The sequence below is a fragment of the Streptomyces colonosanans genome (assembly GCF_001866645.1).
Lineage (GTDB): Bacteria > Actinomycetota > Actinomycetes > Streptomycetales > Streptomycetaceae > Streptomyces > Streptomyces colonosanans.
Map to the genome: position 1 here is coordinate 43,059 of NZ_MLYP01000010.1, position 17,004 is coordinate 60,062.

The window sequence follows — 17,004 nt, forward strand, 5'->3', positions numbered from 1 at the left end:
TTACTCCGGTACGAACGTGTCCACCGCCACGTCGAAGTACTCCTTCGCCTCCCGCACCCTCCCGACCGGTGCCGACACCCACATGTCGTACATCCAGCCACCCTCCTCCCAGCACAGGTCGTAGGTGTGCCGGGGGCCCTCCGCCGCGGTGAACCCGTTCCAGGTGAACTCCCAGAACGCTGCCGGGTTTCCACGGTGCGACTCCGAGGAGACCCGGGCGTCGTGGTACCCCGGGTTCGTGGCGGGTCCTTCGGCGTCGGCGCGCTGCATCACCGCGAGCGGGCCGCCCGCCTCGGGCTTCACACGTTTGATACCGAGGCGGAAGGTCTGCCCCGGGGACGTGTAGAAGACCCGCTCGCCCTGCGTACTGCGTGTGAACCCGTCCGGCACGGCGAGCGAGAACCCGCCCGGGTCCTGTGCCGACCGGTATCCCGAGGGCGCTTTGCGGGCGGGGGCCGATGCCGACGTCGGCGAGGGCGGCGGACGTGTCGCCCTCGCCGTGGAGGAGGAAGAGACGGACGGGGTGCCCGTGGCCGACGGGTGCGAAGGCGCCGAACTCGCCGGCTTCTCCCCGCTGTTGCCGCCGTCGTGCAGCAGCAGCGCCGCCGCCGAGACGCCCGCTCCCACGACGGCCGCAACGAGGGTCGCCGCGACGAGTCCGCCCCGCGCGGGGCGCTTCGCGGCCGGCGGCACGGCGGCCGACGGCGATGTCGCGGCCTCGGACCCCCCCTTCGGGGCGGGCGGCACCGCGAGCCGGGGCACGTCCCGCTGCGTCGGCGAGTAGGCGACCGGGGCCGTCGGCGTACGTCCCGTCTCCAGGAACTCCTCCAGCAGCCGCTGCGCCTGAGCCGCGTCCAGGCGCCGTTCCGGATCGCGCTCCAGCAGTCCTCGGATGACGGGCAGGAGCGGCTGTGCCTGTGCGGGCGGACGGATGTCATCGACGACCACCGCGTGCAGGATCCCGCCCAACGAGTCGCGGTGGAAAGGGGATGTGCCGCTCAGGACGGTGCACAGCAGTGCGCCCAGCGACCACAGATCGGAGGCGGGCCCGGTTTGCTCGCCGGACATCCGCTCGGGCGCGGTGTACTCGGGCGAACCGACGAAGGAGCCGCTCTCCGTGAGCGTGGTGGCGCCGGCGACCCGTGCGATGCCGAAGTCGGTGAGGACGACACGGCCGGTGCCCGCCTCCATCAGGACGTTCGCGGGCTTGAGATCGCGGTGCAGCACGCCCGCGCCGTGCGCACGGCGCAGCGCACCCAGCAGGTCGACGCCGATCCGGGCGGCCTCAGGTGCGTCGACCGGGCCGCGCGCTGCGATGCGCTCGGCCAGCGATCCGCCATCGATCAACTCCATGACGATGTAGGGGCGTTCCTCGTGCTCGACGACATCATGGACGACGATGATGTGCGGATGCCGCAACTGCGCGACCGCACGCGCCTCGCGCCGTGTGCGCTCACGCTGCAGCCGAGCCTCATCGGCTGACAGTGAGGTGTCGAGGACGAGTTCTTTTACCGCGACCTGGCGGCCGAGCAACTGGTCGACGGCCCGCCAGACGACGCCCATGCCGCCCCGACCGATCCGCTCCTCCAGACGGTAACGCCCTGCTAAGACACGGACGTTCTCCCCCTCGGTCCTCATGCGCCCATCATGCCGCACCGGACGCGAACCCTCCGGGACGCCGACCCGGCGATGGCCGACATCCGACGTACGCGCGCATGCGCCGACGCACCCGCTGTCGCGGCACGCTTCTCAGCCGGCCGGCTGGCGCCATCCCCGCAGCACCACGTCGAACTGCGCGCGCGTGGTCTCCCAGTCCGCCTCGGGACCGGACATGTACAGGGCGTACTCAACGCCGTCGCGACCGAGGTACGTCTCCTCGACGGCGTGGCGCGGCCCGGGGAACGGCGTGTCCTTCGCCAGGGCGGTCCATGTGTAGTCCCACCGGGAGCCGCTGTGGTCCCGGTAGATGTTGGCCTTCAGGGACAGCCGCTTGTAGTCGACCAGCCTCCTGAGCTGCCGGTCCAGATCGAGCTGGTGCTGGTACGGCTCGTCATAGTCCGGCGCACGGTCGACGGCGATACGGATGAAGTGCCGGCCGCCGTCGGGCGAGTAGTCCGTCTGGTGGGAGTCGAACACCTTCCGCTTCCACTGCTCGCCGGGCAGGACGAGGCTGAAGCCCGCGGGATCGTCCACCCGCACCCAGCCGTCGGGGACGGTGCTCGGGGACTGCCGCGTGTCCGGCGACTGCCGCGTGTCCGGCGACTGCCGCGTGTCCGGCGACTGCCATGGGGTCGAGGCAGGTACTCCCGACTCCACGACGGCGGGCGTGCCGGCCGCGCCGCCGTGTTTGCCGAACTGGTTCAGGACCACCGCACCCGCACCGCCCACGAGCGCGGCCAGCGCGAGGACCAGCGCGACCATTCGGCCGCGACGCCGGGTACGCGGCGCGGGCTGCGGCGCGGGCTGCGGCGCGAGCTGGTACAGGGTGCTGTCGGCCGTCCTGGAGGCGTCCGCCTGCCCGGGGTGCGCGAGCCCGATCGTGTCCCCAGCTGCGCTCAGGTCCACATGCCGCGTCGCCACGTACTCCTGTGCCGCCTTCGGCCGCCGCCCCTCCGCCGCCTCGGCGAGCATCTGCTCGGCCTGCGCCGCATCGGGCCGCTGGGCGGGGTCCTTGCACAGCAGTGCCGCCATCACCGGCTCCAGGGCGCCCGCGAACCGCGGCGGCGGGGCCTCCTCGCCGACCACGGCCTGCATGGTGGTCAGCGGAGAGGTCCGCCGGAAGGGCGACGCACCCTCCACCGCCGTGTACAGCGTGGCGCCGAGCCCCCACAAGTCCGAGGCGGGGCCCGGGTCGTGGCCCTGCAAGCGCTCGGGCGCGATGTAGTCGACGGAGCCGACGATCTCGCCGGTGCGGGTGATGGTCGTGTCGCCCTCGACCTGCGCGATGCCGAAGTCGGTGAGCAGCACCCGTCCATCGGCGGAAAGCAGGACGTTGCCGGGCTTCACGTCACGGTGCAGAACTCCCGCGGAGTGCGCGGCGCGCAGCGCGCGCAGCACCCACAGCCCGATGCGCGCGGCCTCGGCGGGCTCGAGACGGCCGCGCTCCTTGATCGCGTCGGCCAGCGAGCCGCCCTCGACCAGTTCCATCACGATCCACGGCCGGTTGTCGTACTCCAGGACGTCGTGGACCGTGACCACGGCCGAGTGGTTGATGCGTGCGGCGGCTCGCGCCTCGGCATGCGTCCGGGCGAGCAGCACCGACCGGTCGCTCTCCGTGACGTACAGCGCTGCGGTCAGTTCCTTGATGGCCACCGGACGGTGCAGCACCTCGTCGTGGGCGCGCCACACCCGGCCCATGCCCCCGCTGCCGATGGCGTCGACGAGCCGGTAGCGGTCGGCGAGGAGCAGGCCCTGCATCTGATTCACGTTCCCCCGCAAATGGTCTTGACGAGGGTCAGACTAGAGAGCGGCCCTCACGACGGGAACCGGCGGGGTCGTTCAAAGACCGCACTGTGACGGTTTCCTCTCCCCGTACGGATGGTCGCGTACTCGGTGACATCATCTCGCCTGTGCGGTAGCACTGGTGACGGGGATTCAGTCTTTTGTCTGGTACGTCTGCTGCGCCTGCTCGTACAGCCGTGTCACCTCGTCGCGTTCGGCCTCGGGGCCGCGGACCTGCACCACGTGGTAGCGGCCGCCGACGAGAACGGCGAGGTTGCGCACGAACAGGTCACGCCCGTCGGAGTCCGTCCAGGTGAACTGCCCCTCGGCGAGGCTCCGGTCGCCCACGTCGATGCGTCGCATGCCCCTGGAGGTGGCCCATGTCGAGGTACGGAACGGCTGCAGTTCGGGCTCCGTCTCGCGCTGATAGGTCAGCGGATCACTGCCGTATCTGCTTGTGCTGTCGCGTCCGGGCACCACGATGAGCTCGAAGTCGCCGTGGGAGTAGACGATCTGGCCGCGCCCGTTCTTCGGCGTGCGGGCCCAGCCGTTCGCGACGGCGACGCGGAAGCCCTCGGGGTCATCGCGTAGGGTGAAGCCCTCGGCGATCTGGACCTGACTGGTCTGCGTCTGCGCTGAACCGTCCGACGCAGTAGGGCTCTTGGAGCTCTGCCGACCCGCTTGTCCGGCATCGCCCGTGTCCGACTGCCGTGGCGCCGGACCGGCGTCGCCTGCGGCACCGGTGCGCTCCCCCGTCGCGCCGCCGCCGCTGCCGGATGCGGTCTTCGGCATGAACGCCATGGCGTAGGCGATCGCCGCGGTCAGCGCGAACAGGATCAGCAGGAGCAGAATGCGGCCGAGCCGGCGGGGTTTTTGCGGCCGGTCGTCCCTGGCGCGCTTGTGGCGGGCATGGCCGTTCTCGGGCAGCCGGGCGCGGCGACGGCGGACCAACTCGCCGCGGCGCCGTACGATCGGCAGCCGGGTGGGGTCGACGGGCGGCGCCGCGACGACGTGCGTGCCCGCCTCGGCCTCGGGCGCGGACCGTACGAGCGAGCGCAACCAGCCGCTCAGTTCCTCGAAGTCGGGTCGCTCGGTAGGGTCTTGACGCAGCAGCGACTCCACGACCGGACGCAGCGGCCCGCACTCCTCGGCGAAGGCCGGCGGTTCGGCGCAGACGAGCTGGACCAGTTCGGTGGTGCTCTCCTCGGGATACGGCGCATGCCCCTGAACGGCCCGGAACAGCAACGCGCCGAGCGCCCAGAGGTCGGTCGCGGGTCCGATCGGCGGGGCCAACTGCCAGTTCTCGTGCACGGGGCCGGCCTGCTCGGGCGCCCACCGCTCGGTGACAGGTCCGACGACGGTCACCCGTGCCTGCCGCGCGCGCTCGGCGGCGAGCGCGGTGGCGGGGCCTCGGTGGTTCCACTGCGCGGCGCGGGGGCCTGGGCCCGGGCCGTACGGGTCGTCGGCGGTGCTCTCGTACGCTTCCGTGCCCGCGCCGGGGAACGGCGTGCCGTTTCTGTGCGGGTCACCGCCGCTGTCCTGGGTCCCGGGCGTGCCGCCGGGAAGGGCGGTGCGGGGCCGGTCGTCGCCGATGGACGCCGCCGGGCGGGGTACCGCGCCGTGCCTGGAGGGCGTGCCGCCCACTCCGTACGGGTCGACGATCTGTCCCGGCGGTGTCTCGGGGCGCCGCTCCACCTCCTGACCGGGCGCCTGTGCCGGTACCGCCGCACCGGTGTCGGCCGGGCGGGGCGGCGGCAGGGCCGCCCCGCCGCCGCGCTGTTCCTCCTGTACCCGTGCTGCGGCCCGCGCCCCGGCGCGGTAGGCGGCGATCGCCCCGGCCCTCGCCGCCCGCACGTCTCCGGCCGACTCCAGCTCCCGGGCCCCCACGACGGGCGCACCGCCGCCGCGCGCCACGGTCGGAGGTGCGCCGTTCCCCCGGGCCTCGATCGCGGCCCGGCGCGCGGCCTCGGGGTCGGCGCCCCGCGCGGCCCCCCCGACGGCACCGGACGAGCCGCCGAAGCCACCGGTGGACGCACCGGTCCCGGTCCCCGGCGTGACCCCGCCCTGGCCGAGTGATCCCGCGCCTCCGCCGGACTCCTGCCCAGGCACCGGGTCGTACCCGCACAGCGCTTCCTCCGCAGCCCCGGCCGCCAGACCGGTCAGCATCACCCGGCCGTCATCGCAGACGAGCACCGTGCGCGCGGTGACGTTGCGGTGCACCCAGCCGTGCGCGTGCAGGACGCGCAGCGCCATGAGGACGTCGGAGGCGACCTCCGCCGCGCGGTAGGGGGTCAGCGGCCTGTCCGCGAGCAGCGCCGCCAGCGGCCTCGCCGCCACCAGCTCGCTCACGATCCACAGCGAACCGCCCTCGGCGAACACGTCGAAGACCTGGTCGAGCCGGGGGTGGTCCGGTATCTGCGCGGCGGCCTGTGCGGCCTCGATCGCACGCCGTACGGCCGGATCGGCCGGCCGGTGTGTGGCCGCCGTGCGGGCAAAGGCTCCATGGGCCCGGCCGTCCCGCGCCACGAACCCTTCGGGCAGCCCGTCCGCGTCGAGCACCTCCGCCTCGACGATCTCGGGCAACGGCACCTGGCGTACGAGGACTTCCTGTCCGCTGTATGTGTCGAACGCCCGGGCCTCGGCGAGTTCGTACTCGTCGGAGGGCGGCAGCGGCAGACGGTAGCGGCCGGCGAGCACCCGTCCCGCGTAGTCGTCCACGATGCCTCCCCCGGCCGCCTCGTTGGTCGATTCCGTTCGTGTGGCGCCCCGTTCCGGCTGCGCACCGTCCGCAGTCCCTCACGATACGTGCCGGAGGCAACCCACAACCCGGGGATGTCATATCTCCCCACGGCACAACCGTACGGAACGTCGGTTTGCCGCGTGGTACGTCACGACTTCGGCTGGAACGTCTGGGTCAGTGTCTTCCAGGTGTCCTGGCGCAGTGAGCCGTCCCAGTCGTCCGCCTTCGCCGTGTACATCAGCCCGTACCCCTGGTGCGGGTTGACGACGAATCCGCGGTCGACCACGCGGTTGGTGGTGCCCCCGTCGACATAGGTGAACTCCCAGTCGGCCGTGTTCCAACCGCGGTAGTCCACCGCCTTGATGACGATCCGCTTGTACTGGGGGCGCACCATGTAGCGCTCCTGCTTGTTCCAGTCGGCTACCGGATCACCCTTGGGCGTGGAGGTCCAGCCGACCAGCAGCCTCTGCCCGCCGGGTCCGGTGAAACGATCCCCCACCGAGTCCGACGACCGGAACTTCCAGCCCGCCGGAAGGCCGATCGAGTACCCCTGACGGCTGTTGTACGTCGACGCCGCGCCGTCGCCGCCCGACGAGCCGGAGGACGCTTCGGCGCTCGCGCTCGCGCTGGCGCTCGGCGAGGTGTCCGCGGTGTTCTGCTTGTTGGGCCCGTTCGTCGCGGTGCCGCTCGGGCTGCCGCTGTCCGGGTGGGCGGCGCCGCCCTTGCTTCCGTTCCCGGCCGTCGCACCGGTGGACGCGGTGGCCTTGGTGTCGCCCTTGCCGCCCTTGTTGCCGTCCTGTGAGCCCTTGTCGTCGCCGAGGGTGAGCGCGAGCACGGTCCCGAGCACGGCGAGGGCCACGACCGCGGCGATGATCACCAGCATTTGCTTCGACACCACGTCCGTCAGCGGTGCCCGGGGCGGCGCCGTCGGCCGGGGCGGACGGTCCGGGTCCGGCACGACGGGCCACCCCGACTTGGGCTTCGCAGAACCGGAGTTCGACGCGGCGGCAGCGCTGTCGTCCCGCACGCCCGCCGACGCGGCCCCCGGGCCGGACGTCCCGGCAGCGGGCGCGTCCGCGCCACCGGACGTCGAAGCGGCAGCGGACGACGTGGCCCCCGCGGCCGTCTCAGGGGCGGTCGACGCCGCGGCCTTGCGCACGGACCTGAGCGCCCCGCGCAGCCGCTCGGCGGCCTCCTCGCCCCGCTTGCCTTCGGATCCCTTACTCCCGTTGTCCGGGCTCTCCTTCGGCACCGGAGGCGCCTCGAGGACCCGCGTCGCGTCCGCCGGCACCTTCTCCTTGGGGTCGGGTGCGTGGACGACCTCCTGGAGCATCGCCCGCGCGGCCTTCTCGTCCAGCCGCTGCTGAGGGTCCTTGGCGAGCAGCCCGTAGATGACGTCCTTCAGCGGACCCGCGTTCTTCGGCTCCTCCAGCGGCTCGGTCATCACCGCGGTCAGCGTGGCGATCGCCGACCCCTTGTCGTACGGCGGTACGCCCTCGACCGCCGCGTAGAGCAGTCCGCCGAGCGACCACAGGTCGGCCGCCGGGCCGGGCTTGTGCCCGCGCGCCCGCTCGGGCGAGATGTACGAGGGGGCGCCGACGAGCATGCCGGTGGAGGTGATGGACGGATCGCCCTCCACCTGCGCGATACCGAAGTCGGTGAGCACGACCCGGCCGTCCTCGGCGATCAGCACGTTCGACGGCTTCACGTCGCGGTGCAGAATGCCCTCGCGGTGCGCGGCGCGCAGCACGTCGAGGACCGCCAGCCCGACCTCGGCGGCGCGCTTCGGCTGGAGCAGTCCGTCCTCGCGGATGGCCTCGGCGAGCGACTTGCCCTCGATCAGCTCCATCACGATCCAGGGCCGGTCGTCCTCCTGGACCACGTCGAAGACGGTCACGGCACCGGTGTTGCGGATCCGGGCGATCGCCTTGGCCTCCCGCAGGGTTCGCGTGATGAGCCGGCGCTTCTCCTCCTCGTCGATGCTCGACGGGAACCGCAGCTCCTTGACGGCGACCGTACGGCCCAAAGTCTCGTCCTTGGCCCGCCACACCGTGCCCATGCCGCCGCGGCCGAGTACATCCCCCAGCCGGTAGCGCCCGGCGAGGAGACGTTCGCTCTTGTCCTGACGGGATGTCCCCGCCCGCTCCGCCTCCGACATGCGTCCCCTCATGCAACCCGCCCTGACAGAGCCTTCATTGTCCCTCACGCACCGACCGCCCGACGCCCAGGGGTGCCCCTGATTCGGTGTCCCGTTCCGCACCGGACAGCGCCCCGACGTGGTGGACACGACGGCGTCCGGGCCCGTGACGTGCACGGCACCCCGGTGTGCGCCGCCGTCGCGCCCGTCCGCCACCGGACCGGCCGGGATCGGACCCCGGCCCCTCGTCTCGTCCTCCATGATGGGCCGCGGCAAGCAAGGATTCCGACGCCGCCGCGCCGGACACCCTGGACCCTATGGGTTGTTCCCACTGCCGGTCACCCCGGCTCCGGCCACGGCGCTCCGGCACTCGCCGTCGCGGCCTCGCCCCGGTCGCCTACAGCGGCACGATGTCCGGTGCCCCCAGTCTCGCCGCATCCGCTGTCAGATCGTCAGGCTGGAGCTGCGACTCGCGCTCCGCCTCCACCCGCTTCTCGTAGTGCTCGACCTCGCGCGCGATATGACCCTCGTCCCATCCGAGCACCGGCGCCATCAACTCGGCCGCCTCCCGGGCGCTGCGCGTGCCGCGGTCGAACGTCTCGATCGAGATGCGCGTCCGCCGGGTCAGCACGTCGTCCAGGTGCCGCGCGCCCTCATGCGAGGCGGCGTACACCACTTCGGCCCGCAGATAGTCGTCCGCCGCCCGGAGTGGTTCACCGAGCGAGGGTTCGGCCGCGATCAGGTCGAGGACTTCCTCCGCCATCGAGCCGTACCGGTTCAGCAGATGTTCCACGCGGACCACGTGCAGTCCGGTGCGCGCCGCTGTGCGCGCCCGTGCGTTCCACAGCGCACGGTATCCCTCGGCACCCAGCAGCGGGATGTCCTCCGTGACACAGTCGGCGACCCGCTGGTCGAGGCCGTGCACCGCCTCGTCGACGGCGTCCTTGGCCATCACCCGGTACGTCGTGTACTTGCCGCCCGCCACGACCACGAGACCGGGTACCGGATGCGCCACGGTGTGCTCGCGGGACAGCTTGCTGGTGGCGTCGGACTCCCCGGCGAGCAGCGGCCTGAGGCCCGCGTACACCCCCTCCACGTCGTCGCGCGTGAGCGGCACCGCCAGAACGGAGTTCACATGCTCCAGCAGATAGTCGATGTCCGCGCTGGAGGCCGCCGGGTGGGCCTTGTCGAGGTTCCAGTCGGTGTCGGTCGTCCCGATGATCCAGTGCCGGCCCCACGGGATGACGAAGAGGACGGACTTCTCGGTCCGCAGGATCAGACCCGTCGTCGAGTGGACCCGGTCCTTCGGCACGACCAGATGGATGCCCTTGGACGCCCGTACGTGGAACTGGCCCCGCTCGCCCACCATCGCCTGGGTGTCGTCGGTCCACACCCCCGTCGCGTTGACGATCTGCTGGGCGCGGATCTCGTACTGCCCACCCCCCTCCACGTCCTGCACCGTGGCGCCGACGACCCGCTCGCCCTCGCGCAGGAAACCGGTGACACGCGCGCGGTTGGCGGTCTTCGCACCGTACGACGCGGCCGTACGCACCAACGTCGCGACATAGCGGGCGTCGTCCACCTGCGCGTCGTAGTACTGCAGCGCGCCGACCAGCGCGTCCTTCTTCAAGCAGGGGGCCACGCGGAGAGCTTGACGCTGGCTCAGATGACGGTGCACCGGCAGGCCGCGGCCATGGTCGCGCGCCATCGACATGGCGTCGTAGAGCGCGACACCCGAACCCGCGTACAGCCGCTCCCACCCCTTGTGCTGCAGCGGATACAGGAACGGCACCGGCTTCACCAGATGCGGCGCGAGACGCTCCAGCAGCAGTCCGCGCTCCTTCAGCGCCTCGCGTACCAGCGCGAAGTCGAGCATCTCCAAATAGCGCAGGCCGCCGTGTATCAGCTTGCTGGACCTGCTGGAGGTGCCCGACGCCCAGTCCCGCGCCTCGACAAGGCCCGTGGACAGGCCGCGTGTGGCGGCGTCCAGCGCGGTCCCCGCGCCGACCACGCCCGCACCCACGACCAGCACGTCCAGCTCACGCTCGGCCATTCCCGCCAGTGACCCGGCGCGCTGCGCCGGCCCCAGTGCCGCTGTCCTCACTGCTGCCTCCCGCGTCTGTCGCGCTGGCCCCACCTGTCAGGCGAGACCCGGCTCACATCCCCCTGTCCAAAGTCTGACCGGGATACCCGGCTTCGGCCACCACGCGCTCACCGCCTGTGGACAACACACAGGGAAACACGCCCCGTCAATCCCGCAAATCGGTCATATTTACTCCTAGTCTGACATTGCATCTCGCTCATTCTGTCCACACCGCTTGCACACCTGTCCCGCCTCGGCTACTGGGAAGGACGGCCCACGCCATGCCCGCAGATCTCGCCGTCATCGGACTCGGTCATCTCGGCCTGCCCCTGGCCCAGGCCGCCGTCGCCGCCGGTGTCTCCACCATCGGCTACCGGACGGGGCCCGAGGCCGGTTCCCTCACCGCCGCCGAGCTGCGCCGGATGCTCTCGGGGGGCTTCCGGCCGACCACCAACGCCGCCGAACTCGGCCGCGTCCGCACCGCCGTCATCTGCGCCCCGGCCCCGCGCGGCGCGGGCGGCGGCGTCGACCTCGGCCAGGTGGAGACGGCCGCCCACGCCCTTGCCGAGCGGTTGCGCCCGCACACCACCGTGATCCTTGAGTCGCCGGTGCCTCCGGGCACCACGGAGCAGTTCCTGCGTCCGCTCCTCGAAAAGGGCTCGGGTCTGCGCGCGGGACGCGACTTCCATCTCGCGTACTCGCCCAGCCGTGTCGACCCCGGCAACCGCGACTTCGGGTCCGCCAACACCCCCAAGGTGATCGGCGGCCTGACCCCCGCCTGCACCGAGTCCGCCGCCGCCTTCTACGGGCGCCTCACCGACAAGGTGGTACGCGCGCGCGGCCCACGCGAGGCGGAGACGGTACAGGTTCTGGAGACGAACTACCGGCAGGTCAACATCGCCCTGGTCAATGAAATGGCCGTCCTCTGCCACGACTTGGGCGTCGATCTGTGGGACGTCATCCGTTGCGCCGAGACCAAGCCCTTCGGCTTCCAGGCCTTCCGCCCCGGCCCCGGCGTCGGCGGCCACGCCGTCCCCCAGGACCTGGCGGGCCCCACCGGACGCACCCTGCGCATGGTCGAACTGGCGCAGCAGGTCAACAACCGCATGCCCCAGTACGTCATCCAGCGCGCCGCCACACTCCTGAACGAGCACGGCAAGTCGGCCCGCGGCGCGCGCGTCCTGCTGCTCGGCGTGACCTACAAGCCGGACCTCGCCGACCTGCAGGCCTCCCCCGCGCGGGAGATCGCGCTGCGCCTGATGGAACTGGGCGCGTCCGTCAGCTACCACGACCCGCACGTCCCCGCGTGGAGCGTCCTCGACCGCCCGATCCCGCGCGCGGACTCCCTCTACGAGGCCGCGGCCGACGCCGACCTGACGATCCTGCTCCAGCAGCACCGCACGTACGACCTGCAGGGGTTGTCGGTGAAGGCGCAGCTGTTGCTGGACACGCGGGGGGCTACGCCCACGGGGGCTGCGCATCGGTTGTGAAGGGGGCGCGCGGGGGTGGGCGTGCCTCCGGGGCTGGTGGCATGCGGGGCGGCTCCGCCGCTGGCGTGTGGACGGGCGGGGCTCGCCGCAGAAGGTTACTGCGGCAGGCTCCAGGATGGTTCACGAAGTGTCCACCCGTAGGTCTCATAGGGGTGGACACACACCATCCAAAGATCCGCAAGATCCACTTCCTCCGGCACTTCACCGTCCACAGACGGATCCGATCCCAGCGAGTGGGCCTGCGTTGACGCCCCACGGGCGCGCCACGCGCCCCCTCCTGGGCACTTGGGCATACGAAGGGGCCCGGCCCACCTCTGCAGGTGGGCCGGGCCCCTTCGACGCTCAAGCCGAGCGCGGCGTCACGTCACCGACGGTGCTGCGAGTCCGCCACCGTCACCTCGACCCGCTGGAACTCCTTCAGCTCGCTGTAGCCGGTGGTGGACATGGCGCGGCGCAGGGCGCCGAAGAAGTTCATCGAGCCGTCCGGGGTGTGCGACGGGCCCGTGAGGACCTCCTCGATCGTGCCGACCGTGCCCAGGTCGACCTTCTTGCCCCGCGGCAGCTCCTCGTTGACGGCCTCCATGCCCCAGTGGTGGCCCTTGCCGGGCGCGTCCGTGGCACGGGCCAGCGGGGAGCCCATCATGACGGCGTCGGCACCGCAGGCGATCGCCTTGGGAAGGTCGCCGGACCAGCCGACTCCACCGTCCGCGATCACGTGGACGTACCGGCCGCCGGACTCGTCCATGTAGTCGCGGCGGGCGGCCGCCACGTCCGCGACCGCCGTCGCCATCGGAACCTGGATGCCGAGTACGTTGCGCGTGGTGTGCGCGGCACCGCCGCCGAAGCCGACCAGCACGCCGGCCGCACCGCTGCGCATCAGGTGCAGAGCCGCAGTGTAGGTGGCGCAGCCGCCGACGATCACCGGGACGTCCAGTTCGTAGATGAACTGCTTCAGGTTCAGCGGCTCGTGCGACTGGGAGACATGCTCCGCCGACACCGTCGTACCGCGGATGACGAAGATGTCCACGCCCGCGTCGACGACCGCCTTGGAGAACTGCGCCGTACGCTGCGGGGAGAGCGCGGCCGCGGTGACCACGCCCGAGTCGCGCACCTCCTTGATGCGCTGCCCGATCAGCTCCTCCTTGATGGGCGCGGCGTAGATCTCCTGGAGGCGGCGGGTCGCGGCGTCCGTGGGCAGCCCGGCGATCTCGTCGAGCAGCGGCTGCGGGTCCTCGTACCGCGTCCACAGGCCTTCGAGGTTCAGCACGCCGAGGCCGCCCAGCTCGCCGATGTGGATCGCGGTGGCCGGGGAGACGACCGAGTCCATGGGAGCGGCCAGGAAGGGCAGCTCGAAGCGGTAGGCATCGATCTGCCAGGCGATCGAGACCTCCTTCGGGTCCCGCGTACGGCGGCTGGGGACGACGGCGATGTCGTCGAAGGCGTACGCCCGGCGGCCGCGCTTGCCGCGCCCGATCTCGATCTCAGTCACGTCTGTGGCCTTTCCCTCTGCGTTTCAGCGTCTTCCAGTATCGCCGACGGGTGCGCCGACGGCCGCCCTGCACATGCGGCGGCAGAAACGGCGAGGGCGACCCCGGGAAGTGCCGGGGCCGCCCTCGGACGTGCTCTGCGCGCCTCACACGCCCTCCGCGCGCGGATGCGTCACTTCCCGACGCTCCGCGCGCGTGTGCGTCACTTCCTGCTGTAGTTGGGCGCCTCGACCGTCATCTGGATGTCGTGCGGGTGGCTCTCCTTCAGGCCCGCCGAGGTGATGCGCACGAAGCGGCCCTTGTCCTGGAGCTCCGGGACCGTCCTGCCGCCGACGTAGAACATCGACTGGCGCAGGCCGCCGACCAGCTGGTGGACGACGGAGGACAGCGGGCCGCGGTAGGGCACCTGGCCCTCGATGCCCTCCGGGATCAGCTGCTCGTCGGAGGCGACACCCTCCTGGAAGTAGCGGTCCCTGGAGAACGACCTGCGGTCACCGCGGGTCTGCATGGCCCCCAGGGAGCCCATGCCGCGGTACGACTTGAACTGCTTGCCGTTGATGAACAGCAGCTCGCCCGGCGACTCCTCGCAGCCCGCGAGCAGCGAGCCCAGCATCACCGTGTCGGCGCCCGCGACCAGGGCCTTCGCGATGTCGCCGGAGTACTGCAGGCCGCCGTCGCCGATGACCGGGACGCCCGCCTCCTTGGCGGCCAGCGAAGCCTCGTAGATGGCCGTGACCTGTGGGACGCCGATGCCGGCGACCACGCGGGTCGTGCAGATGGAGCCGGGGCCGACGCCGACCTTGATACCGTCCACGCCCGAGTCGATGAGCGCCTGGGCGGCGTCTCGCGTGGCGATGTTGCCACCGATGACGTCCACGCCCGACGAGTTCGACTTGATCTTGGCGACCATGTCACCGACCAGCCGGGAGTGGCCGTGCGCGGTGTCGACGACGATGAAGTCGGCGCCCGCCTCGATGAGGGCCTGGGCACGCTCGAAGGAGTCGCCCGCCACGCCCACCGCGGCGCCCACGAGCAGGCGGCCCTTGGCGTCCTTCGCGGCGTTCGGGTACTGCTCCGCCTTCACGAAGTCCTTGACCGTGATCAGACCCTTGATGAGGCCCTCGTCATCGACCAGCGGAAGCTTCTCGATCTTGTGGCGGCGCAGCAGCTCCATGGCCTCGGCGCGGGAGATGCCGACCGTGCCGGTGATCAGGGGCATGGGCGTCATGACCTCGTGCACCCGCCGGGAGCGGTCGTTCTCGAAGGCCATGTCGCGGTTGGTGACGATGCCGAGCAGCTTGCCGGACCCGTCGGTGACCGGGACACCGCTGATGCGGAACTTCGCGCACAGGGCGTCGGCCTCGGCGAGGGTGGCGTCCGGGTGGATGGTGATCGGGTTGGCCACCATGCCGGACTCGGAACGCTTGACGAGGTCGACCTGGTTGGCCTGGTCCTCGATGGAGAGGTTGCGGTGGAGTACACCGACGCCACCCTGGCGAGCCATCGCGATCGCCATGCGCGACTCGGTGACCTTGTCCATGGCGGCGGACAGGAGCGGGATGTTGACCCGGACGTTCTTGGAGACGTGCGAGGTGGTGTCGATCTCGTCGGGCGCCATGTCCGACGCGCCCGGCAGCAGCAGCACGTCGTCGTAGGTCAGCCCGAGTGTCGCGAACTTCTCGGGCACTCCGTCGACGTAGACAGTCATGACACCTTCCCCAAATGGCCTTGATCGGTGCAGATCTCCATGCTAACGGGAAGCATGGCTCTCTCATTCCATGCTGGGAGGGCGGGGTTCCTCTTCGTATGTTCGTACGGAGTCAGTGACCGGCTTGTTCACAAAGGGTGTGCAGCCAGCCCCGCAATGGCGTCGCTACTGCTCCGCCAGCGCCCTGAGCCGGCTCAGCGCCCTGTGCTGCGCCACCCGCACTGCCCCCGGTGACATTCCCAACATCTGACCGGTTTCCTCCGCGGTCAAGCCCACCGCGATGCGCAGCAGGAGCAGCTCGCGCTGGTTCTCGGGGAGGTTGGCCAGAAGCTTCTTGGCCCACTCGGCGTCGCTGCTCAGCAACGCCCGCTCCTCGGGGCCCAGCGAATCGTCCGGGCGTTCCGGCATCTCGTCCGACGGGACCGCCGTCGAGCCGGGGTGGCGCATCGCCGCGCGCTGGAGGTCCGCGACCTTGTGCGCGGCGATCGCGAAGACGAACGCCTCGAAGGGGCGGCCGGTGTCCTTGTAGCGCGGGAGCGCGAGGAGCACCGCGACGCAGACCTCCTGGGCCAGGTCCTCGACGAAGTGCCGGGCGTCGCCGGGCAGGCGGGACAGGCGCGTGCGGCAGTAGCGCAGGGCCAGAGGGTGAACGCGGGCGAGCAGGTCATGGGTCGCCTGCTCGTCGCCGTCGACGGCACGATGGACGAGCGCCCCGATCACCGTTGTCTCGTCGTCGCGCATCGGTCCATGGTGCCTCGGTGTCGTCCGATCCGTGGCACCGCGTCCGTAGTTGTGCACCGAAGCGTTATGAGCAGGTGCGCCGAAACCCATACCCTGCGCCCTCCCCTCCCGCTCGACCGACTCGTCCCCGAGGAACTCCACACCTCAAGGATGCGGCATCCGCGGCGAAACGAGCAGCGGGCGTCCGGCGAGCCCCTTCGCCCAGCGGCTCCAGGGAGATACCGGCACGTCCCCGCGCCGTTCGCCGCATGCACGCGACATGCCGGACTCGGATCCTTGACGGGGGTGCCCCCGCGCGCGAGAAGCCGAGCATGGGGCACCGTGCCGGACGACGTGGGAGCGCGCCGGGTCTCTCCTGGGGTCGCTGCACCCCGCCCACCCTGCGGTAGGCGGGGATCTGCATGCCCCCGCGGTGGTCCACTTAGCGGACCAGGCCCCATCGGAAGCCGAGCGCCACCGCGTGCGCGCGGTCCGAGGCGCCGAGCTTCTTGAACAGCCGCCGGGCGTGCGTCTTCACGGTGTCCTCGGAGAGGAACAGCTCGCGGCCGATCTCCGCGTTGGAGCGGCCGTGGCTCATGCCCTCCAGGACCTGGATCTCACGCGCGGTGAGTGTCGGCGCGGCACCCATCTCGGCGGAGCGCAGCCGCCGCGGTGCGAGCCGCCACGTCGGGTCGGCGAGGGCCTGCGTCACGGTCGCCCGCAGCTCCGCACGCGAGGCGTCCTTGTGCAGATAGCCGCGTGCGCCCGCGGCGACCGCGAGCGCCACCCCGTCCAGGTCCTCGGCGACGGTGAGCATGATGATGCGTGCTCCCGGGTCGGCGGACAGGAGCCGTCGCACGGTCTCGACGCCGCCCAGGCCGGGCATGCGTACGTCCATCAGAATCAGGTCCGAGCGGTCGGCCCCCCAGCGGCGGAGGACTTCCTCGCCGTTGGCCGCCGTCGTCACGCGCTCGACGCCGGGCACAGTCGCCACCGCGCGGCGGAGCGCCTCTCGGGCAAGCGGGGAGTCGTCGCAGACGAGGACGGATGTCATGACCGCCCTCCGCAGCTGATGCGCGTCACCTTGAGCCTCCAGGCTGGTACGAATCGTCACCTGAGCGGTCGACACCCTCGGACCCCTGCCCGAGCGCTTGTTCTTTCAACCGCCTCCGCACTCTCAACGATGGTCACTCGAAAG

Annotated in this window: 10 protein-coding genes; 1 reads left to right on the forward strand and 9 read right to left on the reverse strand. The window is 71.5% G+C overall.

Annotated features, from left to right (window positions below; translation table 11 throughout):
• The 5 genes from BIV24_RS04955 to BIV24_RS04975 all read right to left on the reverse strand — a co-directional run bounded on the left by BIV24_RS04955 (position 1) and on the right by BIV24_RS04975 (position 10,422).
• Entirely contained in the window at positions 1–1,638 is a 1,638-nt protein-coding gene (locus BIV24_RS04955; RefSeq protein WP_071364912.1) for a serine/threonine-protein kinase, read from the reverse strand.
• Between the two features lie 111 nt (positions 1,639–1,749).
• A complete protein-coding gene (locus tag BIV24_RS04960; RefSeq protein ID WP_071364913.1) occupies positions 1,750–3,417 on the reverse strand; it encodes a serine/threonine-protein kinase in 1,668 nt (555 codons plus the stop codon).
• Positions 3,418–3,594: 177 nt separating this feature from the next.
• Positions 3,595–6,159, reverse strand: a complete 2,565-nt coding sequence (locus BIV24_RS04965) for a protein kinase (protein WP_071364914.1) — start codon at positions 6,157–6,159, stop codon at positions 3,595–3,597.
• Between the two features lie 170 nt (positions 6,160–6,329).
• A complete protein-coding gene (locus BIV24_RS04970; RefSeq protein WP_071364915.1) occupies positions 6,330–8,339 on the reverse strand; it encodes a serine/threonine-protein kinase in 2,010 nt (669 codons plus the stop codon).
• Positions 8,340–8,715: 376 nt separating this feature from the next.
• The gene (locus BIV24_RS04975; RefSeq protein ID WP_079168019.1) at positions 8,716–10,422 is read right to left on the reverse strand and encodes a glycerol-3-phosphate dehydrogenase/oxidase; all 1,707 of its coding nucleotides are present in this window, start codon (positions 10,420–10,422) and stop codon (positions 8,716–8,718) included.
• A 260-nt stretch (positions 10,423–10,682) separates the two neighbouring features.
• On the opposite strand from BIV24_RS04975, the gene BIV24_RS04980 reads away from it, so the two are divergent.
• Entirely contained in the window at positions 10,683–11,891 is a 1,209-nt protein-coding gene (locus BIV24_RS04980; RefSeq protein WP_071364917.1) for a nucleotide sugar dehydrogenase, read from the forward strand.
• A gap of 364 nt (positions 11,892–12,255) precedes the next feature.
• On the opposite strand, the gene BIV24_RS04985 is transcribed toward BIV24_RS04980, so the two are convergent.
• From BIV24_RS04985 to BIV24_RS05000, 4 genes are all read right to left on the reverse strand, one after another.
• Positions 12,256–13,380 carry a GuaB3 family IMP dehydrogenase-related protein gene (locus tag BIV24_RS04985; protein WP_071364918.1) on the reverse strand — a complete coding sequence of 375 codons (1,125 nt, stop codon included), beginning with the start codon at positions 13,378–13,380 and terminating at the stop codon, positions 12,256–12,258.
• A 200-nt stretch (positions 13,381–13,580) separates the two neighbouring features.
• On the reverse strand, positions 13,581–15,086 hold the full coding sequence (guaB, locus tag BIV24_RS04990) for an IMP dehydrogenase (RefSeq protein WP_071364919.1): 1,506 nt from the start codon (positions 15,084–15,086) through the stop codon (positions 13,581–13,583).
• A gap of 165 nt (positions 15,087–15,251) precedes the next feature.
• Entirely contained in the window at positions 15,252–15,827 is a 576-nt protein-coding gene (locus BIV24_RS04995) for a sigma-70 family RNA polymerase sigma factor (RefSeq protein ID WP_030571403.1), read from the reverse strand.
• Positions 15,828–16,248: 421 nt separating this feature from the next.
• Positions 16,249–16,860, reverse strand: a complete 612-nt coding sequence (locus BIV24_RS05000) for a response regulator transcription factor (protein ID WP_003948568.1) — start codon at positions 16,858–16,860, stop codon at positions 16,249–16,251.
• Positions 16,861–17,004 lie beyond the last annotated feature (144 nt).

Coding starts and splice junctions, on each gene's coding strand:
- BIV24_RS04955 (WP_071364912.1), bottom strand. CDS start 1,638: ATGAGGACCGAGGGGGAGAACGTCCGTGTCTTAGCAGGGCGTTACCGT.
- BIV24_RS04960 (WP_071364913.1), bottom strand. CDS start 3,417: ATGCAGGGCCTGCTCCTCGCCGACCGCTACCGGCTCGTCGACGCCATC.
- BIV24_RS04970 (WP_071364915.1), bottom strand. CDS start 8,339: ATGTCGGAGGCGGAGCGGGCGGGGACATCCCGTCAGGACAAGAGCGAA.
- BIV24_RS04980 (WP_071364917.1), top strand. CDS start 10,683: ATGCCCGCAGATCTCGCCGTCATCGGACTCGGTCATCTCGGCCTGCCC.
- guaB (WP_071364919.1), bottom strand. CDS start 15,086: ATGACTGTCTACGTCGACGGAGTGCCCGAGAAGTTCGCGACACTCGGG.
- BIV24_RS04995 (WP_030571403.1), bottom strand. CDS start 15,827: ATGCGCGACGACGAGACAACGGTGATCGGGGCGCTCGTCCATCGTGCC.
- BIV24_RS05000 (WP_003948568.1), bottom strand. CDS start 16,860: ATGACATCCGTCCTCGTCTGCGACGACTCCCCGCTTGCCCGAGAGGCG.